The sequence below is a fragment of the Streptomyces violaceus genome (assembly GCF_036014075.1).
GTDB lineage: Bacteria > Actinomycetota > Actinomycetes > Streptomycetales > Streptomycetaceae > Streptomyces > Streptomyces violaceus.
In genome coordinates this window covers 793333-815088 of the sequence record NZ_CP107911.1, presented here as the reverse complement: position 1 = coordinate 815088, position 21756 = coordinate 793333, and the positions used below count along the sequence as shown (strand labels likewise).

19 protein-coding genes and 3 pseudogenes are annotated in these 21756 nt (G+C 72.2%); 11 read left to right on the top strand and 11 right to left on the bottom strand.

Annotation, left to right across the window (positions count from 1 at the left end; all coding sequences use genetic code 11):
• Nucleotides 1-131 precede the first annotated feature (131 nt).
• From OG542_RS03750 to OG542_RS03735, 4 genes are read left to right on the top strand one after another with little or no spacing between them, the layout of a single operon-like run.
• A complete protein-coding gene (locus OG542_RS03750) occupies nt 132-674 on the top strand; it encodes a (2Fe-2S)-binding protein (protein WP_189722410.1) in 543 nt (180 codons plus the stop codon).
• Nucleotides 671-1663: an FAD binding domain-containing protein gene (locus OG542_RS03745; protein ID WP_311129106.1), complete on the top strand. Its 993-nt coding sequence runs from the start codon at nt 671-673 to the stop codon at nt 1661-1663. Before OG542_RS03750 ends, OG542_RS03745 begins: the two co-directional genes overlap by 4 nt.
• Entirely contained in the window at nt 1660-3774 is a 2115-nt protein-coding gene (locus tag OG542_RS03740) for a xanthine dehydrogenase family protein molybdopterin-binding subunit (protein ID WP_328408157.1), read from the top strand. The genes OG542_RS03745 and OG542_RS03740 overlap by 4 nt, the downstream gene beginning before the upstream one ends.
• Nucleotides 3767-4891 carry an XdhC/CoxI family protein gene (locus OG542_RS03735; protein ID WP_328408155.1) on the top strand — a complete coding sequence of 375 codons (1125 nt, stop codon included), beginning with the start codon at nt 3767-3769 and terminating at the stop codon, nt 4889-4891. Before OG542_RS03740 ends, OG542_RS03735 begins: the two co-directional genes overlap by 8 nt.
• 74 nt (nt 4892-4965) lie before the next feature.
• Here OG542_RS03735 and OG542_RS03730 read toward each other — a convergent pair whose 3' ends face one another.
• The gene (locus tag OG542_RS03730) at nt 4966-5529 is read right to left on the bottom strand and encodes an NAD(P)H-dependent oxidoreductase (protein WP_328408153.1); all 564 of its coding nucleotides are present in this window, start codon (nt 5527-5529) and stop codon (nt 4966-4968) included.
• Nucleotides 5530-5659: 130 nt separating this feature from the next.
• Between OG542_RS03730 and OG542_RS03725 the strand changes: the two genes are divergently transcribed.
• From OG542_RS03725 to OG542_RS03715, 3 genes are all read left to right on the top strand, one after another.
• Nucleotides 5660-6328: a TetR/AcrR family transcriptional regulator gene (locus OG542_RS03725; protein WP_328408151.1), complete on the top strand. Its 669-nt coding sequence runs from the start codon at nt 5660-5662 to the stop codon at nt 6326-6328.
• Nucleotides 6329-6462: 134 nt separating this feature from the next.
• Nucleotides 6463-7512 carry a LacI family DNA-binding transcriptional regulator gene (locus OG542_RS03720; protein WP_408057714.1) on the top strand — a complete coding sequence of 350 codons (1050 nt, stop codon included), beginning with the start codon at nt 6463-6465 and terminating at the stop codon, nt 7510-7512.
• Nucleotides 7513-7760: 248 nt separating this feature from the next.
• Nucleotides 7761-9197, top strand: coding sequence for a benzaldehyde dehydrogenase (locus OG542_RS03715; protein WP_328408147.1), 1437 nt, complete (start codon nt 7761-7763; stop codon nt 9195-9197).
• A gap of 97 nt (nt 9198-9294) precedes the next feature.
• On the opposite strand, the gene trxA is transcribed toward OG542_RS03715, so the two are convergent.
• A complete protein-coding gene (trxA, locus tag OG542_RS03710; RefSeq protein ID WP_184587485.1) occupies nt 9295-9681 on the bottom strand; it encodes a thioredoxin in 387 nt (128 codons plus the stop codon).
• Between the two features lie 119 nt (nt 9682-9800).
• On the opposite strand from trxA, the gene OG542_RS03705 reads away from it, so the two are divergent.
• A complete protein-coding gene (locus OG542_RS03705) occupies nt 9801-11231 on the top strand; it encodes a dihydrolipoyl dehydrogenase family protein (protein ID WP_328408145.1) in 1431 nt (476 codons plus the stop codon).
• A 60-nt stretch (nt 11232-11291) separates the two neighbouring features.
• Here the strand turns inward: OG542_RS03705 and OG542_RS03700 are convergent, their stop codons facing one another.
• Together OG542_RS03700 and OG542_RS03695 are read right to left on the bottom strand one after the other, a co-directional pair.
• The gene (locus OG542_RS03700; protein WP_328408143.1) at nt 11292-12884 is read right to left on the bottom strand and encodes an ABC-F family ATP-binding cassette domain-containing protein; all 1593 of its coding nucleotides are present in this window, start codon (nt 12882-12884) and stop codon (nt 11292-11294) included.
• A gap of 145 nt (nt 12885-13029) precedes the next feature.
• Nucleotides 13030-13674 carry a peptide deformylase gene (locus OG542_RS03695; RefSeq protein ID WP_328408141.1) on the bottom strand — a complete coding sequence of 215 codons (645 nt, stop codon included), beginning with the start codon at nt 13672-13674 and terminating at the stop codon, nt 13030-13032.
• Nucleotides 13675-13841: 167 nt separating this feature from the next.
• Between OG542_RS03695 and OG542_RS03690 the strand changes: the two genes are divergently transcribed.
• Nucleotides 13842-15248 (top strand): PepSY-associated TM helix domain-containing protein, encoded by a 1407-nt coding sequence (locus OG542_RS03690; protein ID WP_328408139.1) that lies wholly within the window; start codon nt 13842-13844, stop codon nt 15246-15248.
• A gap of 66 nt (nt 15249-15314) precedes the next feature.
• On the opposite strand, the gene OG542_RS03685 is transcribed toward OG542_RS03690, so the two are convergent.
• The 3 genes and pseudogenes from OG542_RS03685 to OG542_RS40655 form a co-directional block, all read right to left on the bottom strand.
• Nucleotides 15315-15674, bottom strand: coding sequence for a tetratricopeptide repeat protein (locus OG542_RS03685; protein ID WP_193481448.1), 360 nt, complete (start codon nt 15672-15674; stop codon nt 15315-15317).
• A gap of 66 nt (nt 15675-15740) precedes the next feature.
• A pseudogene (locus tag OG542_RS03680) lies at nt 15741-15952 on the bottom strand (MarR family transcriptional regulator); the annotation flags it as partial.
• Nucleotides 15949-16032: pseudogene (locus OG542_RS40655) on the bottom strand (MarR family transcriptional regulator); the annotation flags it as partial. The pseudogenes OG542_RS40655 and OG542_RS03680, both read right to left, overlap by 4 nt.
• 91 nt (nt 16033-16123) lie before the next feature.
• Between OG542_RS40655 and OG542_RS03675 the strand changes: the two are divergent.
• Complete coding sequence (locus tag OG542_RS03675; RefSeq protein WP_328408136.1) at nt 16124-17089, top strand: pirin family protein; 966 nt, start codon at nt 16124-16126, stop codon at nt 17087-17089.
• Nucleotides 17090-17211: 122 nt separating this feature from the next.
• Here the strand turns inward: OG542_RS03675 and OG542_RS03670 are convergent, their stop codons facing one another.
• Complete coding sequence (locus OG542_RS03670) at nt 17212-17598, bottom strand: 2Fe-2S iron-sulfur cluster-binding protein (RefSeq protein ID WP_328408134.1); 387 nt, start codon at nt 17596-17598, stop codon at nt 17212-17214.
• A gap of 140 nt (nt 17599-17738) precedes the next feature.
• Between OG542_RS03670 and OG542_RS03665 the strand changes: the two are divergent.
• Nucleotides 17739-18007 (top strand): annotated as a pseudogene (locus OG542_RS03665) (MBL fold metallo-hydrolase); the annotation flags it as partial.
• A 131-nt stretch (nt 18008-18138) separates the two neighbouring features.
• Here OG542_RS03665 and OG542_RS03660 read toward each other — a convergent pair.
• The 3 genes from OG542_RS03660 to OG542_RS03650 all read right to left on the bottom strand — a co-directional run bounded on the left by OG542_RS03660 (nt 18139) and on the right by OG542_RS03650 (nt 21613).
• The gene (locus OG542_RS03660; protein ID WP_311129127.1) at nt 18139-18711 is read right to left on the bottom strand and encodes a hypothetical protein; all 573 of its coding nucleotides are present in this window, start codon (nt 18709-18711) and stop codon (nt 18139-18141) included.
• Between the two features lie 504 nt (nt 18712-19215).
• Nucleotides 19216-20238: a zinc-dependent alcohol dehydrogenase family protein gene (locus OG542_RS03655; RefSeq protein WP_311129128.1), complete on the bottom strand. Its 1023-nt coding sequence runs from the start codon at nt 20236-20238 to the stop codon at nt 19216-19218.
• 127 nt (nt 20239-20365) lie between these two features.
• A complete protein-coding gene (locus OG542_RS03650; protein WP_328408131.1) occupies nt 20366-21613 on the bottom strand; it encodes an MFS transporter in 1248 nt (415 codons plus the stop codon).
• Nucleotides 21614-21756: the final 143 nt, after the last annotated feature.

Genomic DNA, 21756 nt, shown 5'->3' with positions numbered 1-21756 from the left:
TGCCGTCCGCGCGGACAGCCCGCGACGGCCGCGGCCCCGGCCTACCCGCCCGCATCCTGCCCGGTCACGAACCGGCACCGCCACCCGCAGCGCCCCCGTCTCCTGGCCTCGCGACACGAGAGAAGGCTTCCATGCCCCCATCGACGTCCAGCGACCTCACCCTGTCCGTCAACGGCGAGAAGTACACGCTGACCGTCGACCACCGCACCACGCTGCTCGACGCCCTGCGCGAACGACTCGATATGACCGGCACGAAAAAAGGCTGTGATCAGGGGCAGTGCGGCGCGTGCACCGTCCTGGTCGACGGTCGCCGGAGCGTCGCCTGTCTGCAGCTGGCCGTGGCGGCCGAAGGGCGCGAGATCACCACCATCGAAGGCGTGGCCGAGGGCGACCGGCTGCACCCGGTGCAGCAGGCGTTCCTCGAACTGGACGGCTTCCAGTGCGGCTACTGCACGCCGGGACAGATCTGTTCGGCCATCGCGGTGATCGAGGAGCACGCGGCCGGCTGGCCGAGCGCGGCCACCGACGACGTACGGCCCGAGGCGGGACCACCACCCCTGACGCCGGAGGAGATACGGGAGCGCATGAGCGGCAACCTCTGCCGGTGCGGCGCGTACGTGTCGATCGTCCAGGCCGTGGCCCGGGCCGCCGAGTCCAAGGGGGCGGCGGCATGAGGGAGTTCGGCTACCAGCGGGCGTACGACGTCTCCGGCGCCGTGGCGCTGCTCGAAGGCGACCGGGAAGCCCGTTTCCTGGGCGGCGGCACCAACCTGGTCGACCTGATGAAGACGGGCGTCGAGCGACCCGCCCTCCTCGTCGACGTACGCGAACTGCCACTGAACCGCATCGAGCCCACCGAGGACGGCGGGCTGCGCATCGGGGCGACCGTCACCAACAGCGACCTCGCGGCGCACCCCGAGGTCCGGCGCCGCTACCCGGCGTTGGCACAGGCCGTACTGGCCGGTGCCTCCGGGCAGCTGCGCAATATGGCCACCGTGGGCGGCAACCTGCTCCAGCGCACCCGCTGCGGCTACTTCGCGGACGTCACCGCCCCCTGCAACAAGCGCAGCCCGGGCAGCGGTTGCCCCGCGATCGAGGGCGAGCACCACAACCACGCCGTCCTCGGCGCCTCCGACCACTGCGTGGCCACCCACCCTTCCGACATGGGCGTGGCCCTGGCCGCCTTCGACGCGACCGTGTCGTACGAGACGGCGGACGGGCCGGGGGAGGTGCCGCTCGCCGATTTCTATCTGCCGGTGGGGGAGACCCCGCATCTGGAGACCGCCCTGCCGCCGGGCGCGCTGATCACCGGTGTCACCCTGCCGCCCACCCCGGTCGCGGCCCACTCCCGCTACCGCAAGGTCCGCGAGCGCGCCTCGTACGCCTTCGCCATCGGCTCGATCGCCGCCGCGCTCGACGTCCGGGACGGCGTCGTGCACGACGTGCGCCTGGCCTTCGGGGCCGTCGCCTCCCGGCCCTGGCGGGCCCGTGCGGCCGAGGGCGTCCTGCGCGGCGCACCCGCCGACGCCGAGACCTTCGCGGCCGCCGCGGAGCTCGAACTGGCCGCCGCCAGGCCCCTGCCCCACAACGGATACAAGGTGACCCTGATGCGCAACCTCGTCGTGGCCGTGCTGAGCGAACTCGCCGAGGAGGCCACCCGATGACGACCGCCACCAGGGGCTCCGTCGGCTCCGCGCACACCCGCGTGGAAGGCCGCGACAAGGTCACCGGCGCCGCCCGCTACGCCGGCGAGATCCCGTTCGCCGAACTCGCCCACGGCTGGCTGGTGCTGTCCACCGTCGCCCGCGGCCGGGTCCGCGCCCTGGACACCGAGGCCGTGCTCGGAATGCCCGGTGTCCTCGCCGTGCTCCACCATCAGAACGCCCCGCGCCTCGACACCGACTACGCCGGACTGATGGGCATGGCCCCGGACCCGAGCATCGCCCTCTTCCAGCACGACCGGGTGGCCCACTTGGGCTGGCCGGTGGCGCTGGTCGTCGCCGAGACGTCCGAACAGGCCCGGGAGGCCGCCGAGTCCCTCCTGGTCCACTACGACCAGGAGCCGCACGACGTCGCGTTCTCCGCCGAGCGGCAGACCGAGGCGTACGCGCTCGACGGCCACATGCCGGCCGTGGTCGAGAAGGGCGACCTGGAGGCCGAGATCGCGGCGTCCGCCGTCGTGCTGGACGCGGAGTACACCACTCCGGAGGAACACCACAACCCGATGGAGCCGCACGCGGCGACGGCCCGGTGGGAGGGCGGCCGGCTCGAAGTCGTCGACTCCAACCAGGGCACCATCTGGGTCGCCGGTGAGCTCGCCAACCTGTTCTCCCTCGACCCGGCCTCCGTGCGGGTGCGGTCCGAGCACGTCGGCGGCGGCTTCGGCAGCAAGGGTGTCCGTGCGCACCAGGTGGGCGCCGTGATGGCCGCGACCGTTCTGCAGCGCCCGGTCAGGGTCGTCATGACCCGCCGGCAGATGTTCTCGCTCGCCGGGTACCGCAGCCCCACGGCCCAGCGGGTCAGGCTCGGCGCGGACGCGGACGGGCGGCTGCGCGCGCTGGAGCACCGGTCCCTGAACCTCACCTCGACCGTGCACGAGTTCGTCGAGCCGAGCGCCGCGGCGGGCCGGTCCATGTACGCCGCCGACGCCCACCACACGGCCAGCCGGCTCGTGCGGCTCGACGTACCGACCCCGACGTGGATGCGCGCCCCGGGTGAGGCATCGGGCTCGTTCGCGCTGGAGTCGGCGCTCGACGAACTCGCCGAGCGGTGCGGCCTCGACCCGATCGAGCTGCGCATCCGCAACGAGCCCGAGGTGGGCCCGGTGTCGGGGCTGCCGTTCGGCAGCCGCAACCTGATCGCCTGCTTCCGGGAGGGCGCCCGCCGGTTCGGCTGGGCGGAGCGGGACCCGCGGCCGGGGGTGCGCCGCGACGGCCGCTGGCTGCTCGGCACGGGCACCGCCGCCGCCTCCTTCCCCGCCGGAGCCATGCCCTCCACGGCGGCCGTCACCGCGGAGGCGGACGGCACCTTCACGGTGCGGATCAACGCCGCTGACATCGGCACCGGCGCCAGGACCGCGCTGACGCTGGTCGCCGCCGACGCGCTGGAAGTGGTGACGGACCGCGTCCGGGTACACATCGGGGACAGCGACCTCGGCCCGGCGATGATCGCCGGCGGCTCGATGGGTACCCGCTCCTGGGCCTGGGCCGTCACGGCCGCCGCCGACGAGCTGCGCCGGAGTCTCGCGCCGGGCGCCGACATCCCGCCGGAGGGCATCACCGTACGGTCCGACACGTCCGAGGCCATCGGTGCCCTCGCCCAGAAGGAGCGGCACTCCTTCGGGGCGCAGTTCGCCGAGGTCGCCGTCGATCCGGCCACCGGCGAGGTCCGCGTACGCCGCATGCTGGGCATCTTCGCGGCCGGCCGGATCGTCAACCCGCTCACCGCCCGCAACCAGTTCGTCGGCGGCATGACCTGGGGCATCTCCATGGCCCTGCACGAGGAGGCCGTACGGGACCGGGCCAGCGGCGGCCTCTACGGCGCCGACCTCGCGGGTTACCACGTCGCCGCGCACGCCGACGTGCCCCACATCGAGGCCGACTGGGTCGACGACCCCGACCCGGACGACCCGGTCGGCATCAAGGGCATCGGTGAGATCGGCATCGTGGGTGCCGCCGCGGCGGTCGCCAACGCCGTGTGGCACGCGACCGGCGTACGCCACCGGAACCTGCCGATCCGGCCCGACCGTGTCCTGATGGCGGGCGGCGATGCTTGACCTGGCCGGGCAGCTGCACGAGTGGATCGAGGAGGGCCGGGAGTTCGCCGTCGCCACGGTCGTCGCCGTCGGCGGCAGCGCCCCGCGCCCTCCCGGCGCCGCCCTGGCCGTCTGCGCCGACGGCACCGTCATCGGCTCGGTCTCCGGGGGCTGCGTGGAAGGAGCCGTGTACGACCTCTGCCTCCATGCTCTCCAGGAGGGCGAGACGCTCGTCGAGCGGTTCGGCTACAGCGACGAGGACGCCTTCGCCGTCGGTCTGACCTGCGGGGGAACCATCGACGTCATGATCACCCCGTACGACGCCGGCCGGACGGCCCCGGCCACCGCGCTGTCGGCGGCCGCCCGCGGCGAACCGGTGGCTCTCGCCCGGGTGGCCCGGGGGCCCGCCGACCTCCTCGGCCGGGCGGTGCTCGTACGCCCCGACGGCTCGCACGAAGGCGGTCTCGGCGGCACCCCGGACCTGGACCGCGCGGCGATCAGCCAGGCCCGCGCCCTGCTGGACGCCGGCCGCACGGGCACGGTCGAGCTCTCCGAGGACGGCTCGCAGTGCCCGGGCGGTCTCACCCTGCTCGTGGAGTCGGCCGTGCCGCCGCCCCGCATGATCGTCTTCGGTGCGATCGACTTCGCGGCGGCCCTGGTGCGGGCCGGGAAGCTGCTCGGCCATCACGTCACCGTGTGTGACGCCCGCCCCGTCTTCGCCACCCGGGCCCGCTTCCCCGACGCCGACGAGATCGTCGTGGACTGGCCCCACCGCTATCTGAGGGCGACGGAGACCGACGGACGCACGGTGCTGTGCGTGCTCACCCACGACGCGAAGTTCGACGTGCCCCTGCTGACGGAGGCCCTGCGACTGCCGGTCGCCTACGTCGGTGCCATGGGCTCCCGCCGCACCCACCAGGACCGCAACCGGCGCCTGCGGGAAGCGGGCGTCGGCGAGCACGAGCTGGCCCGGCTGAGGTCGCCGATCGGACTCGACCTGGGCGCTCGTACGCCCGAGGAGACCGCCGTGTCCATCGCGGCGGAGATCGTCGCGGCACGGCGTGGCGGAACGGGTCTGCCGCTCACTGGCTCGGGGACCCCGATCCACCGGACCGAGCAGCTGCCCCAAGCGGTCTGACACGGTCGAGAAACGCCGGAGGGGCCGCAGCCGGCAACGGCTGCGGCCCCTCTCCGGCACCGTGGTGTGACGGGTCAGGCGGCGGCCGGCTCCGTGGCCTGGCCGTGCAGACGGGTGATGACCTCGGTCAGCTGCGCGGCGACCTCGGTGTCGTCGGCCGGGTGCGTCTCGGCGAAGCGGGTCAGCGAGCCGGGGATGGACAGCTTGACGTCCTCCAGCACCTTGGCGCCGGCGATACCCACGGACTTGCGGGTCTCGTCGTGCGCCCAGACACCGCCGAACTGGCCGAAGGCGGTGCCGACCACGGCGACCGGCAGGCCGCTGAGCGCACCGGCGCCGTACGGGCGGGACAGCCAGTCGATGGCGTTCTTCAGGACGGCCGGGATGGTGCCGTTGTACTCGGGCGTGAACAGGATCAGGCCGTCGGCCGCGTCGGCGGCCTCGCGCAGCTTCACGGCGGCGGCCGGAACGCTGCCCTCGACGTCGATGTCCTCGTTGTAGAAGGGGATCTCGGCGAGGCCCTCGAACAGGTCCACCTCGGCACCCTCGGGGGCGAGCTTGACAGCCGCCTCGGCGAGCTGGCGGTTGTGCGACCCGGCGCGAAGGCTGCCGACGAGCGCGAGGATGCGAACAGACATGCTGACTCCCACGTAGAGAAAGACTGCTGCGAAACACAGCCGTTACGATCCGGACCGAGGTCCGTTTAATGTTCTAGCACCCTAACCGGACCGCGGTCCAGTTTTGTTCCCGATGCTTTACGCTGGCTTCATGTCCACCGCTCCGCCCCCCTTCCCGACGCCCCAGGAGCCCGTCGCCTTTCCCGAGCTGCTCCAGCTCGACACCGCCCCGGAGGCCGACGAGCCCTGCCTGCGGGCCGACGCCGCGCGCAATCGGGCCCGGCTGCTGGAGGCCGCCGGGCGGCTGGTGGCGGAGCGCGGCGCGGACGCCGTCACGATGGAGGCGGTGGCGGCGGCGGCCTGCGTCGGCAAGGGCACGGTCTTCCGCCGGTTCGGCGACCGCACCGGCCTGCTGACGGCGCTGCTCGACCATTCCGAGAAGAAGTTCCAGGCCGCGTTCCTCAGTGGCCCTCCGCCGCTCGGACCCGGCGCGCCGCCCGTGGAGCGGCTGCGGGCGTTCGGCCGCGCGATGCTGCGCCGGTCGGTCGACGAACTGGAGCTGCAGCTGGCGGCCGAGCCGGGTGCGAACCGCCGGTTCGTCGTCCCGGCCCGCCGGGTACTGCGCCACCACGTGGCCATGCTCCTGCGGCAGGCGGTCCCCGACGCGGACTGCGAACTTCTCTCCCACACGCTGATGGGCCAGCTCGACCCGGCCCTGATCCACCACCTGACCAAGCAGTGCGGGATACCCCTGGCCCGCCTCGAGGAGGGGTGGACCGACCTGGTCGACCGACTGACGGGCGCGGAATCCACCCGCTAGTGCCCCGGCAGGCAACGTTTGCCCGTCAAGGAGCGGCCTGTCGAGGCACTAGGAGCGCCTGCCGCCCCCCCGTGAACGCTCACGGCTTCGTCACAACTCCCCCGCCGGAAGCGCGCATTGAGGCTTCTGCCAAGATGCCGTACGTCATGGTGCAGATACCGAAAACGCCCGCGCCCCCGTCCCCCGCACCGATGCGCTCCGTGCCCACGAGCGCCGATGTGGCCCGCCTGGCCGGCGTCTCGCGCGCGACCGTCTCCTACGTCCTCAACAACACCAGCGCCGTACGGATCAGCGAGCCCACGCGCCGCCGCGTCCACGAGGCCGCGAAGGAACTCGGGTACGTGCCGCACGCGGCAGCTCGCTCCTTGCGCGCCGGGCACAGCCGTATGGTCCTGATCCCCGCGCCGACCTTCCCCGTCGGCCCGCTCTACAGCCGGTTCCTCACCGACCTCCAGGTCGCGCTCGGCGGCCTGGACTACACGGTCGTGCAGTACGGCACCGGCGGCCCGCACGGCGACGACGCCGCCCGCGCCTGGGCCGAACTGCGGCCCGTGGCCGTGCTGGTGCCCGGTTCCGGACTAGGTCCGCGCGGAGTGGCCGTGCTCAAGCGCTCCGGGGCCCGGGCCGTGGTCACCCTCGGCCCCGAGACCATCGAGGGCGCGCACGCCCTGCTCATGGACCACGACGTCGTCGGCTACAGCGCGGGTGCTCACCTCTACGACCGCGGCCGCCGCCGGATCGGCGTCGTCGTCCCGCAGGAACCCGGCCTCGAGGCGTTCTCCGCGCCCAGGCTCGACGGTGTGCGTCACTCGCTTCGGGGCACCGACGCCACGGTGACCGAACTGCCCCTCGCGTACGAGGAACAGGCCGCAGCACGCCTCGCCGCCCGCTGGCGGACCCTCGGTCTGGACGCCGTGTTCACCTACAACGACGAGTACGCCATGCTGCTGATGCGGGCCCTGCAGGACGAGGGCATCCGCATCCCGGAGGAGACGGCCGTGGTCGGCGCCGACGATCTGATGCTCGGCCGGCTGATGAGGCCGCGGCTGAGCACCGTCCACCTGGAGCTGCCCTCCGGTCGTGAACTCGCCGAACTGGTCGACCGCGCCGTGCGCAAGCCCGGAACCGAGCCCGAGACGCACAAGGTGCTGGGCGCGACGGTGCTGCACCGCGACTCGAGTTGACCCGCCGGAAGACGACTCCGCGGCAGACGGCCGGACTTGTCCGGCCGGCACAGGCGGCGCCGGTCAGCGCCCCAGCGCATGACTAGGATGTTGCATCATCAACAAAATGGGGGCGCGTGCGAACGCGGCCGCAGCCCACACGGCTGCCCCGGGATCGCCGCGCCCCGCCCTGTGACCGCCGAACCGGCCACGTTCCAGCGGGAGTTCCCTCCCCCGTACGCCGGTGACCGATCGATCGGAGAGCCGTCATGCCGCTGCTCGACACCAGGACCTGGCAGCCCTACGCCCTGGCGGGGCCCGGGTATACCGTCACCGAGCCCGCCACCGGCCAAGCCCTCGGCACCCTCGCCCTCGCCACCCCCGAGGAGGTCGGCGCCGCGGCCGGGCGGGCTGCCGCCGCCCAGCGCGAGTGGGCCCGCGCCCCGCACTTCGCCCGCGCCGCAGTACTCCGCAAGGCGGGCGACCTGTTCACCGAGCACGCCGCCGAACTGCGCGAATGGCTCGTCCGCGAGTCCGGCTCCGTCCCCGGCAAGGCCGACTTCGAACTGCACGTCGCCGCCCAGGAGTGCTACGAGGCCGCCGCGCTCGCCTCCCGCCCGGCCGGCCAGGTCCTGCCCAGCGAGGCGCCGCGCCTGTCGTACACGCGCCGCGTCCCGGCCGGGGTGGTGGGCGTCATCTCACCGTTCAACGCCCCGCTGATCCTGTCCATCCGCTCCGTCGCGCCGGCCCTAGCCCTGGGCAACGCGGTCCTCCTGAAGCCGGACCCGCGCACCGCCGTCTGCGGAGGACTGTCCCTCGCGGCGGTCCTCGCCGCCGCGGGCCTGCCGCAGGATCTGCTGCATGTGCTCCCCGGCGGCCCGGACGCCGGACAGGCCCTGGTCTCCGACCCGCGCGTGCCGGTCATCTCCTTCACGGGCTCCACCGTCGCCGGACGGGCTGTCGGCGAGGCCGCCGGCCGTCACCTCAAGCGGGCGCACCTGGAACTGGGCGGCAACTCGGCCATGGTCGTGCTCGAGGACGCCGACCTCGACGCGGTGATCTCCACCGCCGCCTGGGGCTCGTTCTTCCACCAGGGCCAGATCTGCATGACGACCGGACGCCACCTGGTGCACGCGTCCCTGTACGACGAGTACGTCGAGCGGCTGGCCGCCAAGGCGGACTCCCTCGCCGTGGGCGACCCGTACCGCGACCACGTCCACCTGGGCCCCATCATCGACGCCGGCCAGCTCGCCAAGATCAGCGGCCTGGTCGAGTCCAGCAGGGCGGCGGGCGCCAAGATCGCAGCGGGCGGCACGCACGACCGGCTCTTCTACCGGCCCACCGTCCTCGCCCATGTCGACGACCACACCCCGGCGTACACGGAGGAGGTCTTCGGCCCGGTGGCGCCCGTCCGCCCCTTCACCACCACCGACGAGGCGGCGGCCCTGGCCGCGCAGAGCCCGTACGGCCTCTCCCTGGGCATCGTCACCCGGGACCCGGCCCGCGGCCTGGACCTGGCCGACCGCATACCGACGGGCATCGTCCACATCAACGACCAGACCGTGAACGACGAGGCCGTGGCGCCGTTCGGCGGGGTGGCCGCCTCCGGCACGGGCGCCCGCTTCGGCGGTGAGGCCAATCTGGAGGCCTTCACCGAACTGCGGTGGACGACGGTACGCGGAGACGTGGCCCCGTACCCCTTCTAGGCCGTGTCCTAGGGCGCGACCCGGCCCAGGCCGGACCCGGCCCGCCCCGGCAGGCCCGGGGCGGGCGCTCGGGGGCGTCGGCCCGCCCCCGGGCGGCTTACTCGCTCCCCTGCGGCTGCTGGGCCTGCTGCTCGGCGACGGCCTTGCGGACCTCGTCCATGTCCAGGCCCCTGGCCTGGCCGATGACGTCGGTCAGGGCGGCCTCGGGCAGGGCGCCCGGCTGGGCGAACACGGCGACCTGGTCGCGGACGATCATCAACGTGGGAATCGACTGGATACCGAAGGCCGCGGCCAGCTCCGGCTGCGCCTCGGTGTCCACCTTGCCGAACACGAGGTCCGGGTTCTCCTCCGCCGCCTTCTCGTAGACCGGGGCGAACTGCTTGCACGGCCCGCACCAGGACGCCCAGAAGTCGATCAAAACGAACTCGTTGTCCGTGACCGTCTGGTCGAAGTTCTCCTTGGTGAGCTCCACGGTGCTGCTCATGGTGTAAATCCCTCTTCCTGGTGTGGGGGCAAACCGTCGGCACAACACGGCCGACCTGGTACGTATTCCGCGCCCCTACCCGTGTGGCCAGGGCGCACACCACCCACCAGACTGACCCCATGACGGAAACGGAAACCAACGCGTACGACGTCGTGGTGCTCGGGGCCGGGCCCGTGGGGGAGAACGTCGCCGACCGCGCCCGCGCGGCCGGTCTGACCACCGCGGTCGTGGAGAGCGAACTGGTCGGCGGCGAGTGCTCGTACTGGGCGTGCATGCCCAGCAAGGCCCTGCTGCGGCCGGTCATCGCCCGGGCGGACGCCCGCCGCGTACCCGGCCTGAGCCAGTCGGTGCAGGGGCCCCTCGACGCCGCCGCGGTCCTTGCCCACCGGGACTACTACACCTCCCACTGGAAGGACGACGGTCAGGTCGGGTGGCTCGACTCCATCGACGCCGACCTGTACCGCGGCCACGGGCGGCTCACCGGCCCCCGCACGGTGACGGTCACCGGCCCCGACGGTGCAGAGCACGTCCTGACCGCCCGGCACGCCGTCGCCGTCTGCACCGGCAGCCGCGCGTCCCTGCCCGAGCTGCCCGGCATCGACGAGGTCCGGCCGTGGACCAGCCGGGAGGCCACCAGCTCCCGGAGCGTGCCCGGACGGCTGATCGTGGTCGGCGGCGGCGTGGTCGCCACCGAGATGGCGACCGTCTGGCAGGCCCTCGGCTCCGAGGTCACCATGCTGGTCCGCGGCAAGGGCCTGCTTCCCCGGATGGAGCCCTTCGCCGGGGAACTGATCGCCGAGGCGCTCACCGAGGCCGGCACGGACGTCCGCACCGGCACGTCGGTCGAGTCGGTGACCCGCGAGGGCGACACCGTCGTGGCCGTCACCGGCACGGGCGACCGCATCGAGGCCGACGAGATCCTCTTCGCCACCGGCCGCGCGCCGCGCACCGACGACATCGGCCTGGAGACGATCGGCCTGGACCCCGGCTCCTGGCTGCCGGTCGACGACAGTCTCCGTGTCACCGGCCACGACTGGCTGTACGCGGTCGGCGACGTCAACCAGCGCGCCCTGCTCACCCACCAGGGCAAGTACCAGGCGCGCATCGCGGGCGCCGCCATCGCCGCGCGGGCCGCGGGAGAAACCCTCCTCGCCCAGCCCTGGAGCGCCCACGCCGCGACCGCCGACCACGCCGCCGTCCCCCAGGTCGTCTTCACCGACCCGGAGGCGGCGGCGGTGGGTCTGTCCCTGGCCGAGGCCGAACAGGCGGGGCACCGCGTCAAGGCCGTCGACGTGGACCTGTCCACCGTCGCCGGCGCCGGCCTGTACGCCGACGGCTACAAGGGCCGCGCCCGCATGGTCGTCGACGTCGAGGCCGAGATCCTCCGCGGAGTGACCCTCGTGGGCCCGGGCGTGGGCGAACTCATCCATTCCGCGACGATCGCCGTCGCCGGCGAGGTCCCGGTCAGCCGCCTGTGGCACGCGGTCCCGTCCTACCCGACGATCAGCGAGGTGTGGCTCCGGCTGCTGGAGGCCTACCGGGACTCCTGACCGGCCTGGGCATGGGCGGGCAGCGGGCCCGCCCAGAGGCCACTGGGCGCCGGGACCGGCTCACGCGTGCGCGGGCACCACCAACTCCCGGTAGTCGTCGCTCCACAGGTCCTCCTCCGCCTCGGGCAGCAACAGCACCCGGTCCGGCCGCAGCGCGTCCACCGCTCCCTCGTCGTGGGTGACCATGACGATCGCGCCCGGGTAGGTGCCCACCGCGGCCAGAACCTCGGCGCGGGAGGCCGGGTCCAGGTTGTTGGTGGGCTCGTCGAGGAGCAGGACGTTGGCGCCCGAGTGCACCAGGCCGGCGAGGGCGAGCCGGGTCTTCTCGCCGCCCGAGAGGACGCCGGCGCGCTTGCCCGTGTCGTCGCCGGTGAACAGGAACGAGCCCAGGACCTGGCGGACCTCGCCGTCGGTGAGGTGCGGGGCGGCACCGGCCAGGTGCTCACGCACCGTCAGCTCCGGGTCCAGCGTGTCGTGTTCCTGGGCGAAGTAGCCGAGCCGCAGCCCGTGCCCGTGGACCACCCGGCCGCTGTCGGGCGCGTCCTGACCCGCGAGGATGCGCAACAGGGTCGTCTTTCCCGCACCGTTGGGGCCGAGTACGACCAGACGGCTGCCCCGGTCGACGGCCAGATCCACCCCCCGCAGGACCTGCTGCCCGCCGTACGACCTGGTCAGGCTCACGGTGCCGAGCGGGATCCGGCCGCAGGGCGCCGGCTCGGGGAGCCGGATCCTGGCCGTCCTCTCGGCGCGCCGGGCCGGTTCGAGGTCGGCGAGCATACGGTCGGCGCGGCGGGCCATGTTCCGGGCGGCCACCGCGGTCGCCACCCGGGCCCGCATCCGGTCGGCCTGGGCGTGCAAGGACGCCGCCTTGCGCTCGGCGTTCGCCCGCTCGCGCGTCCGTCGCCGCTCGTCGGCGTCCCGCTGGGCGAGATAGGCGTCCCAGCCGGTGTTGTGGATGTCCAGCGCGGCCCGTCCCGGGTCCAGGTGGAACACCCGGTTCACGGTGCCGGCCAGCAGGGACGTGTCATGGCTGATCATCACCAGCCCGCCCTGATGGCTCGCGAGGAAGGCGCGCAGCCAGGTGATCGAGTGCGCGTCCAGGTGGTTCGTCGGCTCGTCCAGCAGCAGGGTGCCGTGCCCGGCGAACAGGATGCGGGCCAGTTCCACGCGCCGGCGCTGACCGCCCGACAGGGCGCCGAGCGGCCGGTCCATCAGGGCCGCCGGCAGCCCGACCCCGGCGGCGACCCGGGCGGCCTCCGCCTCGGCCGCGTAGCCGCCGCGTGCCTGGAACTCGGTCTCGGCCCGCACATAGGCGTTCATCGACCGCTCCGCGCCGTCGGCCATCGCGGCCTCGGCGCGACGCAGCGCCCGTACGGCACGGTCCAGGCCGCGTGCGGACAGGATCCGGTCGGTGACGGTGACCGACTGGTCGGCCGCGCGGGAGTCCTGCGGGAGATGGCCGACGTCGCCGGTGCGGGCGACGGTTCCGGCAGCGGGCCGCAGGGTGCCCGCCAAGGTGTGCAACAGGGTGGTCTTTCCCGCGCCGTTGCGGCCGACCAGGCCGACGCGGTCGCCGGGGGAGACGTGGAGGGAGACGCCGGACAGCAGCAGACGCGCGCCCACGCGCACGTCGACGTCACGAACGGTGATCATGAAAACGCTCCGAAAAAGCATTCCGAACAAGCAAGAGGACACACGGGTGGCGTGGAAGCGGGTCCTCGGCTAGGAAATTCGGGGCGTAGACATGGCGGCCACGGTAGCTGAGGCGCCCCGCGGGGCGCCTCAGCTTTTCCGTGCCCTACGGCAGCTCGAAGCCGAGTGCCCGCGCGGCCTCCTCCGGCGTCGGCTGCGCCCAGCGCTCCGCCATCGCCAGGTTGGACGACAGCGAACGCGGCTCGGCCCGGTCCAGATACAGGACGCCGTCGAGGTGGTCCGTCTCGTGCTGCACGATCCGTGCGGGCCAGCCGGAGAACACCTCGTCCAGCGCGCGCCCGTGCTCGTCCTGCCCGGTCAGCCGCACCTCGGCGTGCCGCGCCACCACCGCCTGCCAGCCCGGAACGCTCAGACAGCCCTCGAAGAACGCGGCCCGCGTACCGCCGACGGGCTCGTAGGCGGGATTGACCAGCACCCGGAAGGGCTGCGGCACCCGCCCGCGTGCGAGACGCACCTCCTCCGGCACCGGAGCGGGATCCTCGAACACCGCGATCCTGAGCGGCACACCGACCTGGGGTGCCGCCAGACCGACCCCAGGCGCCGCGCGCATGGTGACCCGCAGGGCCTCGACGAACCGGGCCAGCAGCGCGGGCTCCAGCTGACCGTCGTACGGCTCGGTGCCCCGCCGCAGCACCGGGTCCCCCGCCGCGACGATGGTCAACGGGACGCCGTCCGCGAGGAGTTCCTCGACCCGCTCGGCCAGCGGCGTGCGATCACTCGGAGTTCCCATCGCGTCAGGATGGCACGACGCCCTCCCCGTATGTGTGATGCACGTCACATGCGCTCGTCGGGAACTGAACGCCCCGCCGCTCCGACTACTGCACCGCAACACCACCCCCGCACCGCACACGACGACCACCGCAACGGCCAAGAAGACGTCCCCCGGAGAAGCCGCCGATGACCACCGCTCCCTCGACCACCACGGACGAGGCCCCGCAACCAGCCACCCCGGCACCGTCGAAGAGCAGCTGGGCCCCCTTGCGCCCGCTGGTCCTTCGCCTGCACTTCTACGCCGGGGTGCTGGTGGCGCCGTTCCTCCTCGTCGCCGCCGTCACCGGCCTGCTGTACGCCGCCTCTTTCCAGGCCGAGAAGATCGTGTACGACCACGAACTGACCGTCCCCGTCGGCGAGCGGAAGCTGCCGATCAGCGAGCAGGTGGCCGCCGCCCGCAAGGCCCACCCCGAGGGCACCATCTCGGCCGTACGCCCCTCGCCCGAGGCGGACGCCACGACCAGGGTCATGCTGTCCGGCGTTCCGGGCGTCGACGAGGGCCACGCGCTCGCCGTGTTCGTCGACCCCTACACCGCGAAGGTGCGCGGCTCCCTCGAGCAATACGGCTCGACCGGCGCGCTGCCGCTGCGCACCTGGATCGACGAGTTCCACCGGGACCTCCACCTGGGCGAATCAGGGCGGCTCTACAGCGAGCTGGCGGCCAGCTGGCTGTGGGTGATCTCGGCCGGCGGGCTGGTGCTGTGGTTCGCACGCCGCCGGGCCCTGCGCAAGGTGCGCGGGACGAACGGACGGCGCCGCACGCTCGGACTGCACGGCAGCGTCGGCGTGTGGGCGGCGGCCGGGTTCTTCTTCCTCTCGGCGACCGGTCTCACCTGGTCGGCCTACGCCGGAGCCAACATCGACGAGCTGCGCACCTCGCTGGGCCACGCCACCCCGTCGGTGTCGGCGGCGAGCGGCGAACACGCCGGCCACGGCTCCGCGGCCGGTCAGGCGGGAGACGCCGCGCACGGCGTGGGCCTGGACAAGGTCCTGGCGGCGGCGCGGGCCGAGGGCCTCGGCGACCCGGTGGAGATCGTGCCGCCGGCCGACGCGACATCGGCGTACGTCGTCAAGCAGGTGCAGCGCAGCTGGCCCGAGAAGCAGGACTCGGTCGCGATCGACCCGGCCAGTGGCGAGGTCATGGACGTGCTGCGGTTCGCCGACTACCCCGTGCTCGCGAAGCTCACCCGGTGGGGCATCGACCTGCACACGGGCATCCTGTTCGGCCTGGCCAACCAGATCGTCCTGATGCTGCTCACGCTCTCGCTGATCCTGCTGATCGTGTGGGGCTACCGCATGTGGTGGCAGCGCGGCCGCGGCTCCGCCTTCGGCCGGCCGATCCCGCGTGGTGCCTGGCAGCAGGTACCGCCGCAGATCCTGGTCCCGCTGCTCGCCGGGGTCGCCGTGCTCGGCTACTTCCTGCCGCTGTTCGGAATCCCGCTGGCCGCCTTCCTCGCCGTCGACATCCTGCTGGGCGAGATCGCCCACCGGCGGGGACGGCGGTCGTACGGAGCCGGAACGCCGTCCCGGTAGTGCACGGCCAGCCAACACAGGTGCCCGGCTCCACACAGAGCCGGGCACCGTCCGTGCCACTGACGGTCAGCGCTGCTCGAAGTCCCCCGCGAGCGCCGAGGCGATACGCATGTGCGACTCCGCCTCCTCGTGCCGCCCCTGCCGCTGCAGCGTGCGGCCGAGCATCAGCCGGGCGTAGTGCTCGACGGGGTCGCGCTCGACGATGGTCCGCAACTCGGTCTCCGCACGCCACAGTTGGGCCGAGTGGTAGTAGGAGCGCGCCAGCAGCAGCCGCGGCCCGGTCTGCTCGGGCACCTCCTCGACCAGCCCGACCAGGACGCGCGCGGCGGCGGCGTAGTCCTTGGCGTCGAAGAACAACTGCGCCCGCTCCCAGCGCTCCGCGGGTGTTCCATGGGCGTAGTACGTGGCGTCGTAGGTCGTGTTCACTCGGGGCCTCCTTCGAGGCCGACAACCGGGCCGGTTGGTTCAATATTCCACTACCTGGGCAGGCCGCTACTCGGCCAGGGCCGCCGGCTCGGCGTCGGCCCGCTCGGTGATCAGGCTCAGCACCCGGCCGGCGACAGCCATGTCCTCCGCCGGAACGCCCCGTAGATCCGGCAGGTGACGGGCGCCGTCTCGCCGGAGGTCCTTCAGTAGAGCTCCCGCCCGGCATCCGTGATCCGCACGCCCGGTACCTCGTCCGGGGCAAGCAGCAGTGCGGCGATGCGTACAGCGGCTCGAGTCCGGTGCGGTCGGCGAGGCGGCGCTGACTGGGCCGGTCACCCGAACGCCGCATGCCGTACAGCTCGAGAGGTGCCCCGGGGACGGCAGCCCGGATGACGCGGTGGCGCAGTGACGCACTGACGCAAGGCCTCCCGCCGGACTAGGTTGTGGCCATGAGCAATCTTGAGCGCGAGCCGGCCCCCGCTCTGTGCGGTGGCCGGGGCTTCGTGGTGGCGGAGCCGGTGCGTGAACTCCTCAGCCCTCGGCACGTCAAACTGGGCGAGTCCAGCGAGGTCCGCCGGCTGCTGCCCAACCTCGGGCGCCGTATGGTCGGGGCCTGGTGCTTCGTCGACCACTACGGCCCCGACGACATCGCCGACGAACCCGGTATGCAGGTGCCGCCGCATCCCCACATGGGGCTGCAGACGGTGAGCTGGCTGCACGAGGGGGAGGTGCTGCACCGCGACTCCACCGGCAGCCTCCAGACGATCCGCCCGCGCGAACTGGGCCTGATGACCTCCGGCCGGGCCATCAGCCACTCCGAGGAGAGCCCCCGCTCGCATGCCCGTTTCCTGCACGGCGCGCAACTGTGGGTCGCCCTCCCGGACGGCCACCGCCACACCGACCCGCGCTTCGAACACCACGCCGATCTGCCGGTCGTCACGGCACCCGGCGTCAAGGCCACGCTGATCCTCGGCGACCTCGACGGCGCGACCTCGCCCGGCACCGCGTACACCCCGATCGTGGGCGCCGACCTGGCCCTGACCCGAGGCGCGGACGTACGCCTCCCTCTGGAACCGGACTTCGAGTACGCCGTCCTGTCCATGTCCGGCGAGGCCCACGTCGACGGCGTCCCGGTCCTGCCCGGCTCGATGCTCTACCTCGGCTGCGGCCGCAGCGAACTGCCCCTGCGGGCGGAGTCGGACGCGGCCCTGATGCTCCTGGGCGGCGAGCCGTTCGAGGAGGAGCTGATCATGTTCTGGAACTGGATCGGGCGATCTCAGGAAGAGATCGTACAGGCGCGCCAGGACTGGATGGAAGGGACACGGTTCGGGGAGGTGAAGGGGTACGACGGTGATCCGCTAGCTGCTCCGGAGCTGCCGCCGGTGCCGTTGAAGCCGCGGGGAAGAGTGCGCTGACCTGCTGGAATGCTCGCGGTGCTGTGACTGCTGAGTGGGCGGCGGCTCCTCATTCCCACACGACGATCTGCAGGTCAATCGAGGTCCCTTCGCCGTGGGCATTTCATCGCCCGCTTCCGACCTCATGCATCGATCACGAGGTCCTCCAGCGGTTTCGAGCAGCAGAGCAAGACCTTGTTCTGGGCGATCTCGCGTGGCCGGATGCCTCCGTTGTGACGCATATCGACGGAGCCGTTGAGCAGGGTCGCCTTGCAGGTGCCGCACATGCCCTGCGCGCAGGAGGCCGGCAGGCTGAGCCCGGCTCGGGACGCCGCGGCCAGGACCGCGGTGTCGGCGTCACACTCGATCGTGCGCCCACTGCGCGTGAACTCGATCTTGAAGCCTGCCCCGGTTCCGCCTGTGGGCGAAGCCTCGGCCGCCGCGACCTGGGTCTCGAACGTGAAGCTCTCCTGGTGGTAGTGGTCCATGTCGAGGCCGGCGTCCGAGAGCATGCGGTGTACGGCGGCCATGTAGGGGGCGGGTCCGCAGCACCTCGCGTTCGAGGAAGTCGGGGGCGATCTGCTGGAGAGTTTCGAGCGTCAGCGGCGGGTTCGACGCCATCGACGACGTGGACGCCACATGGTCGGGCAAGGCCCTTGAGTTCCCGCGCATCCAGGGAGCGGACGTCTGCGGCCGGATCCCCGACGTGGGACAGGTCGACAACAACGTCTGGATCGTCGGCGACGACGCCGAGGCGATCGTCATCGACGCCGCCCACGACGCTGAGGCCATGGCGCGGGCGCTGGGGGACCGCGTGCTGCGGGCCATCGTGTGCACGCACGCCCACGACGACCACGTGGGAGCGGCCTCGGAACTCGCCGCGGGACCGGGGCACCGGTCCTGCTCCACCCGGACGACCACGAGCTGTGGAAGCAGACTCTCCAACGCGGGCATCCCAGGTGGTCGCAGATCCGAACCCGCCCTGGTCCGTGAGGTCCAGGGCGGGTTCGGCGCGGCCCTTGAGAGGTGTCGGACGGGGCCACGGTGGTGAGCGATGCTGCCGGTGCCGCTTACGCGCGGTGGAGTTTCCAGTCGCCGACGTTCTGGGCCCGGTTGTAGTAGGCGTTGGTGCACACGTCGTACTTGCTGCCGCCGGCGGTTCCGTGTCCGTTCGTCTCCAGGAAGCCGCCGTTGTCGCCGTAGGTGTTCCACAAGTGGATCACGTCGCCGGGCCGGACATGCTGGTCACCGGGGCTGGACGCCTGGGTGAACAGGCGCCAGCGGCCGGTGCCGGGGGCGCGGTCCTGGTCTTTGGACGTCGAGACGTTGTACTTGCCGCCGCTGTTCTTCTGGTCGGCGGTCGCGTGCCCGTTGGTGTCGAGGTAGCCGCCGTCACCGCCGTAGAGGTTCCGCAGGTAGACCAGGTCCCCGCTGACCACGTTGGCACCAACGGCCTTGCCAGTGGCGGAGAGGATCTGCCAGGTTCCGGTGCCCTCTCCCCGCGTGGGCGAGTCCGCCGTCGACACCCCGTACTTCGCCCCGCCGTCGCTGCTGTGGCCGTTGGTGTCCAGGTACCCGCCCGCCCAGCTGTTGTAGCCGTTCTGCAGGTGGACCTGGTCGCCGTACTTCAGCTCGTTCGCCATGCTTCTCCCTTGGTCGACGGAAGGCATGCGGACGGTTCCCGCCCCCGACGGTCAGGTCATCCCTCCGCAGCCATCCGAGTGTCACTGCCTGTGGCAGGCCTTGACCTGCTCCGGATGCCAAACCGCCCGTGAGGGGGGCGCTGGAAGCGCGACCGCGGTTCACAAGCACCAGGGCGCACGGAACCGCGGCATCTTCTGTCCCGAGGCGATCCCCGACCAAGCTCGCGGCAGCCGTCTGAAGATCCCTCAGCTGCCGCTCGGCTGCCCGTCCATCGACGCCTGAAAGTGTGTCGTGGGTGGCGAGAACCGACCCTCGAGTGGTTCGGAGTTGTTGCATGACCCAGGTTGTTGATCGGTTTTGAAGGCCATGAGGGGCGGGGTGGCCCCGCAGGGCGATCTTCAGAAAACGAGGGTTTGTCGCAGATCAGCTGTCTGCAGCGGGAGGACAGCACGGTCGGGGCAGGGCTCGCAGCCTCTGCCCCGACGATTGTGCCTGAGAGCGCGTCAGAGGGTGAGCAGGACCTTGGTGGCACGACGCTCGTCCATGGCCTTGTAGCCCTCCGGGGCCCGGTCGAGGGGGAGAGTGAGGTCGAAGACCTTGCCGGGGTCGATCTTTCGGTCCCAGATGAGCTGGATCAGGTCGGGCAGGAACCGGCGCACCGGGGCCGGGCCACCGAGGGTGTGGATCCCGGCGAAGAACAGCTCGATTCCGGGGATGGTCACGTCGTAGTTCACGCCCACGTAGCCCAGGTGCCCGCCGCCGCGGGTGGCGCCGACGGCCTGCATGAACGACTCCTGGGTACCGACCGCCTCGATGACCGAGTGCGCGCCGAGCCCGCCTGTGAGTTCCTTGATCTTCGCGATGCCCTCCTCGCCGCGTTCTTCGACGATGTCGGTGGCCCCGTAGTAGCGGGCCAGCTTCTGCCGTTCGGGGTGGCGGGACATGGCGATGATGCGTTCCGCGCCGAGTTGTTCGGCGGCGAGGACGGCCATGAGGCCGACCGCGCCGTCGCCGACGACCGCGACGGTCTTGCCGGGTCCGGCCTCGGCGGCGACGGCGGCGTACCAGCCGGTGCCGAGCACGTCGGAGGCGGCCAGCAGTGCGGGGATCAGCTCGGGATCGGGCCGGCCCGGGGTGGCGACCAGCGTGCCGTCGGCGTGCGGGATACGGGCCTTCTCGGCCTGGGTGCCGATCCCCGCGTGGACGAACTCGGCGTGCACGCACTTGGACTGGAACCCGGCCTGGCAGATCTCGCAGGTGTTGTCGGAGATGACGAACGATCCGACTACGAAGTCGCCGACCTTGACGGTCTTGACCTCGGAGCCGACTTCCTCGACCACGCCCACGTACTCATGGCCCATGAGCGTGTGGTCGGCGGGCTCGATGCCGCGATACGGCCACAGGTCGGAGCCGCAGATGCAGGTCGCGGTCAGCTTCACGATCGCGTCAGTAGGTTCGATGATCTTGGGGTCTTCACGCTCTTCCACCCGGACGTCACCGGCTGTGTGCATGACTACTCCACGCATGGATGGGTCTCCTTTTTCTGTGCGCGGCGCCTTTGGCGCCGGTGGGGTTTTGCGGAAGGCGCGGCATTTCCGCGTCGGTATGCGCATCTCGCGCCTGCCCCGGGGGAAGGGCGGATCGGTCGGGGCGTCACGCCGTAGCGGCCCAGATGCGCGCCGCCCGACGGCGGCGCTGGATGAGGGCGATGGTGATTGTGGGGATCAGGGTCAGCGCGGCGATGCCGGTGCCGACAGCAGCGGGGCCCGTGGCCCCCAAAGGGGATTCAAGGGCGAGACCGGCGATCCAGGAGCCGATGGCGGTGCCGAGGTTGAACGCCGACACGGTCAGCGCGGACCCCAGAGTGGGTGCCTGACCCGCGAAACGTACCCCCAGGGAGATGAGCACCGGGTTGGCGCCGAGCCCGAACAGCCCCAGCAGGGCGATGAGCGCAACCGTGGGCACAGCGTGGCCGGACAGCAGGCAGACCGCCAGCAGCAGGACCGTGGTCACCGCGGGGGCCACGATCGTCGTCGTGTGCGGGCGGTGGTCCCCCAGGCGGCCTCCCACGAGGAATCCCGCCAGGGCGCCGACGCCGAAGCCGACCAGGACCAGCGGCACGAGGCCGGCGGCCAGATGGGCCCGGTCGGTCAGCAGCGGCGAGATGTAGGTGTACGTCGACAGCACGCCGCCGGTGGTGGTCGCGCAGGCCGCCAGGGCCAGCCACAGGCGCCCCGAGCGCAGAGCAGACAGCTCAGATCGGACCGAGATCGCCTGATCGCTGTCGCTATCGGACGGAACCTTGGAGGCGATGACTGCCATAGCGGCCGCTCCGAGGACAGCGAGTGCCCAAAACGGTCCCCGCCAGCCCATGAGCTGCCCGGCGAAAGCGCCCAGCGGCACACCGACGACGTTGGCGAGCATCGCTCCGGCGCCCACGACGCCCAGGGCGCGGGAGCTTGCGGCGGGACCAGCAGCGCGCGCGGCCACCACGTTGGCCACCGCCCAGAACGCTCCGGTCGCCAGCGCCGTCAGGAACCGCGCGGCCAGCAGCAGGGCGAAGCTGGAGCCGAGTGCCACGATGACATGCCCGACAGCGAAGATGCCCAGCGCGATGATCAGTGTCTGGCGCCTCGGCAGCCGCAGTGTCAGCATCGCCATCAGCGGCGCGCCGACGATCATCCCTACCGCGAAGACGGTGATCATCAGCCCGGCCCGGGCCACACTGACCTGCACGTCGCCCGCGATCTCCGGCAGCAGGCCCGCTACCACGAACTCGGTCGTGCCCATCAAAAAGGTACCGAGAGCCAGCACGTACACGACGAGCGGAAGCCGGTCGGGCGGAAGCTCGCGGTGACCGGCACGGCCGTCGGCGGGGGCGTGGAGGGTCCCTCCTCGCATGGTCATACATCGTCTCCGCAGGGGATCGAGAACGTGGTGCGCATCCCACGAAACAACCTCCACCGCGAGCGCGGGAGGCTGCGTTTATCGGGGGTACAAGCTCAACCCCCCTCCCCACGGTTGCGGGCCGTAGCGTTATGAGC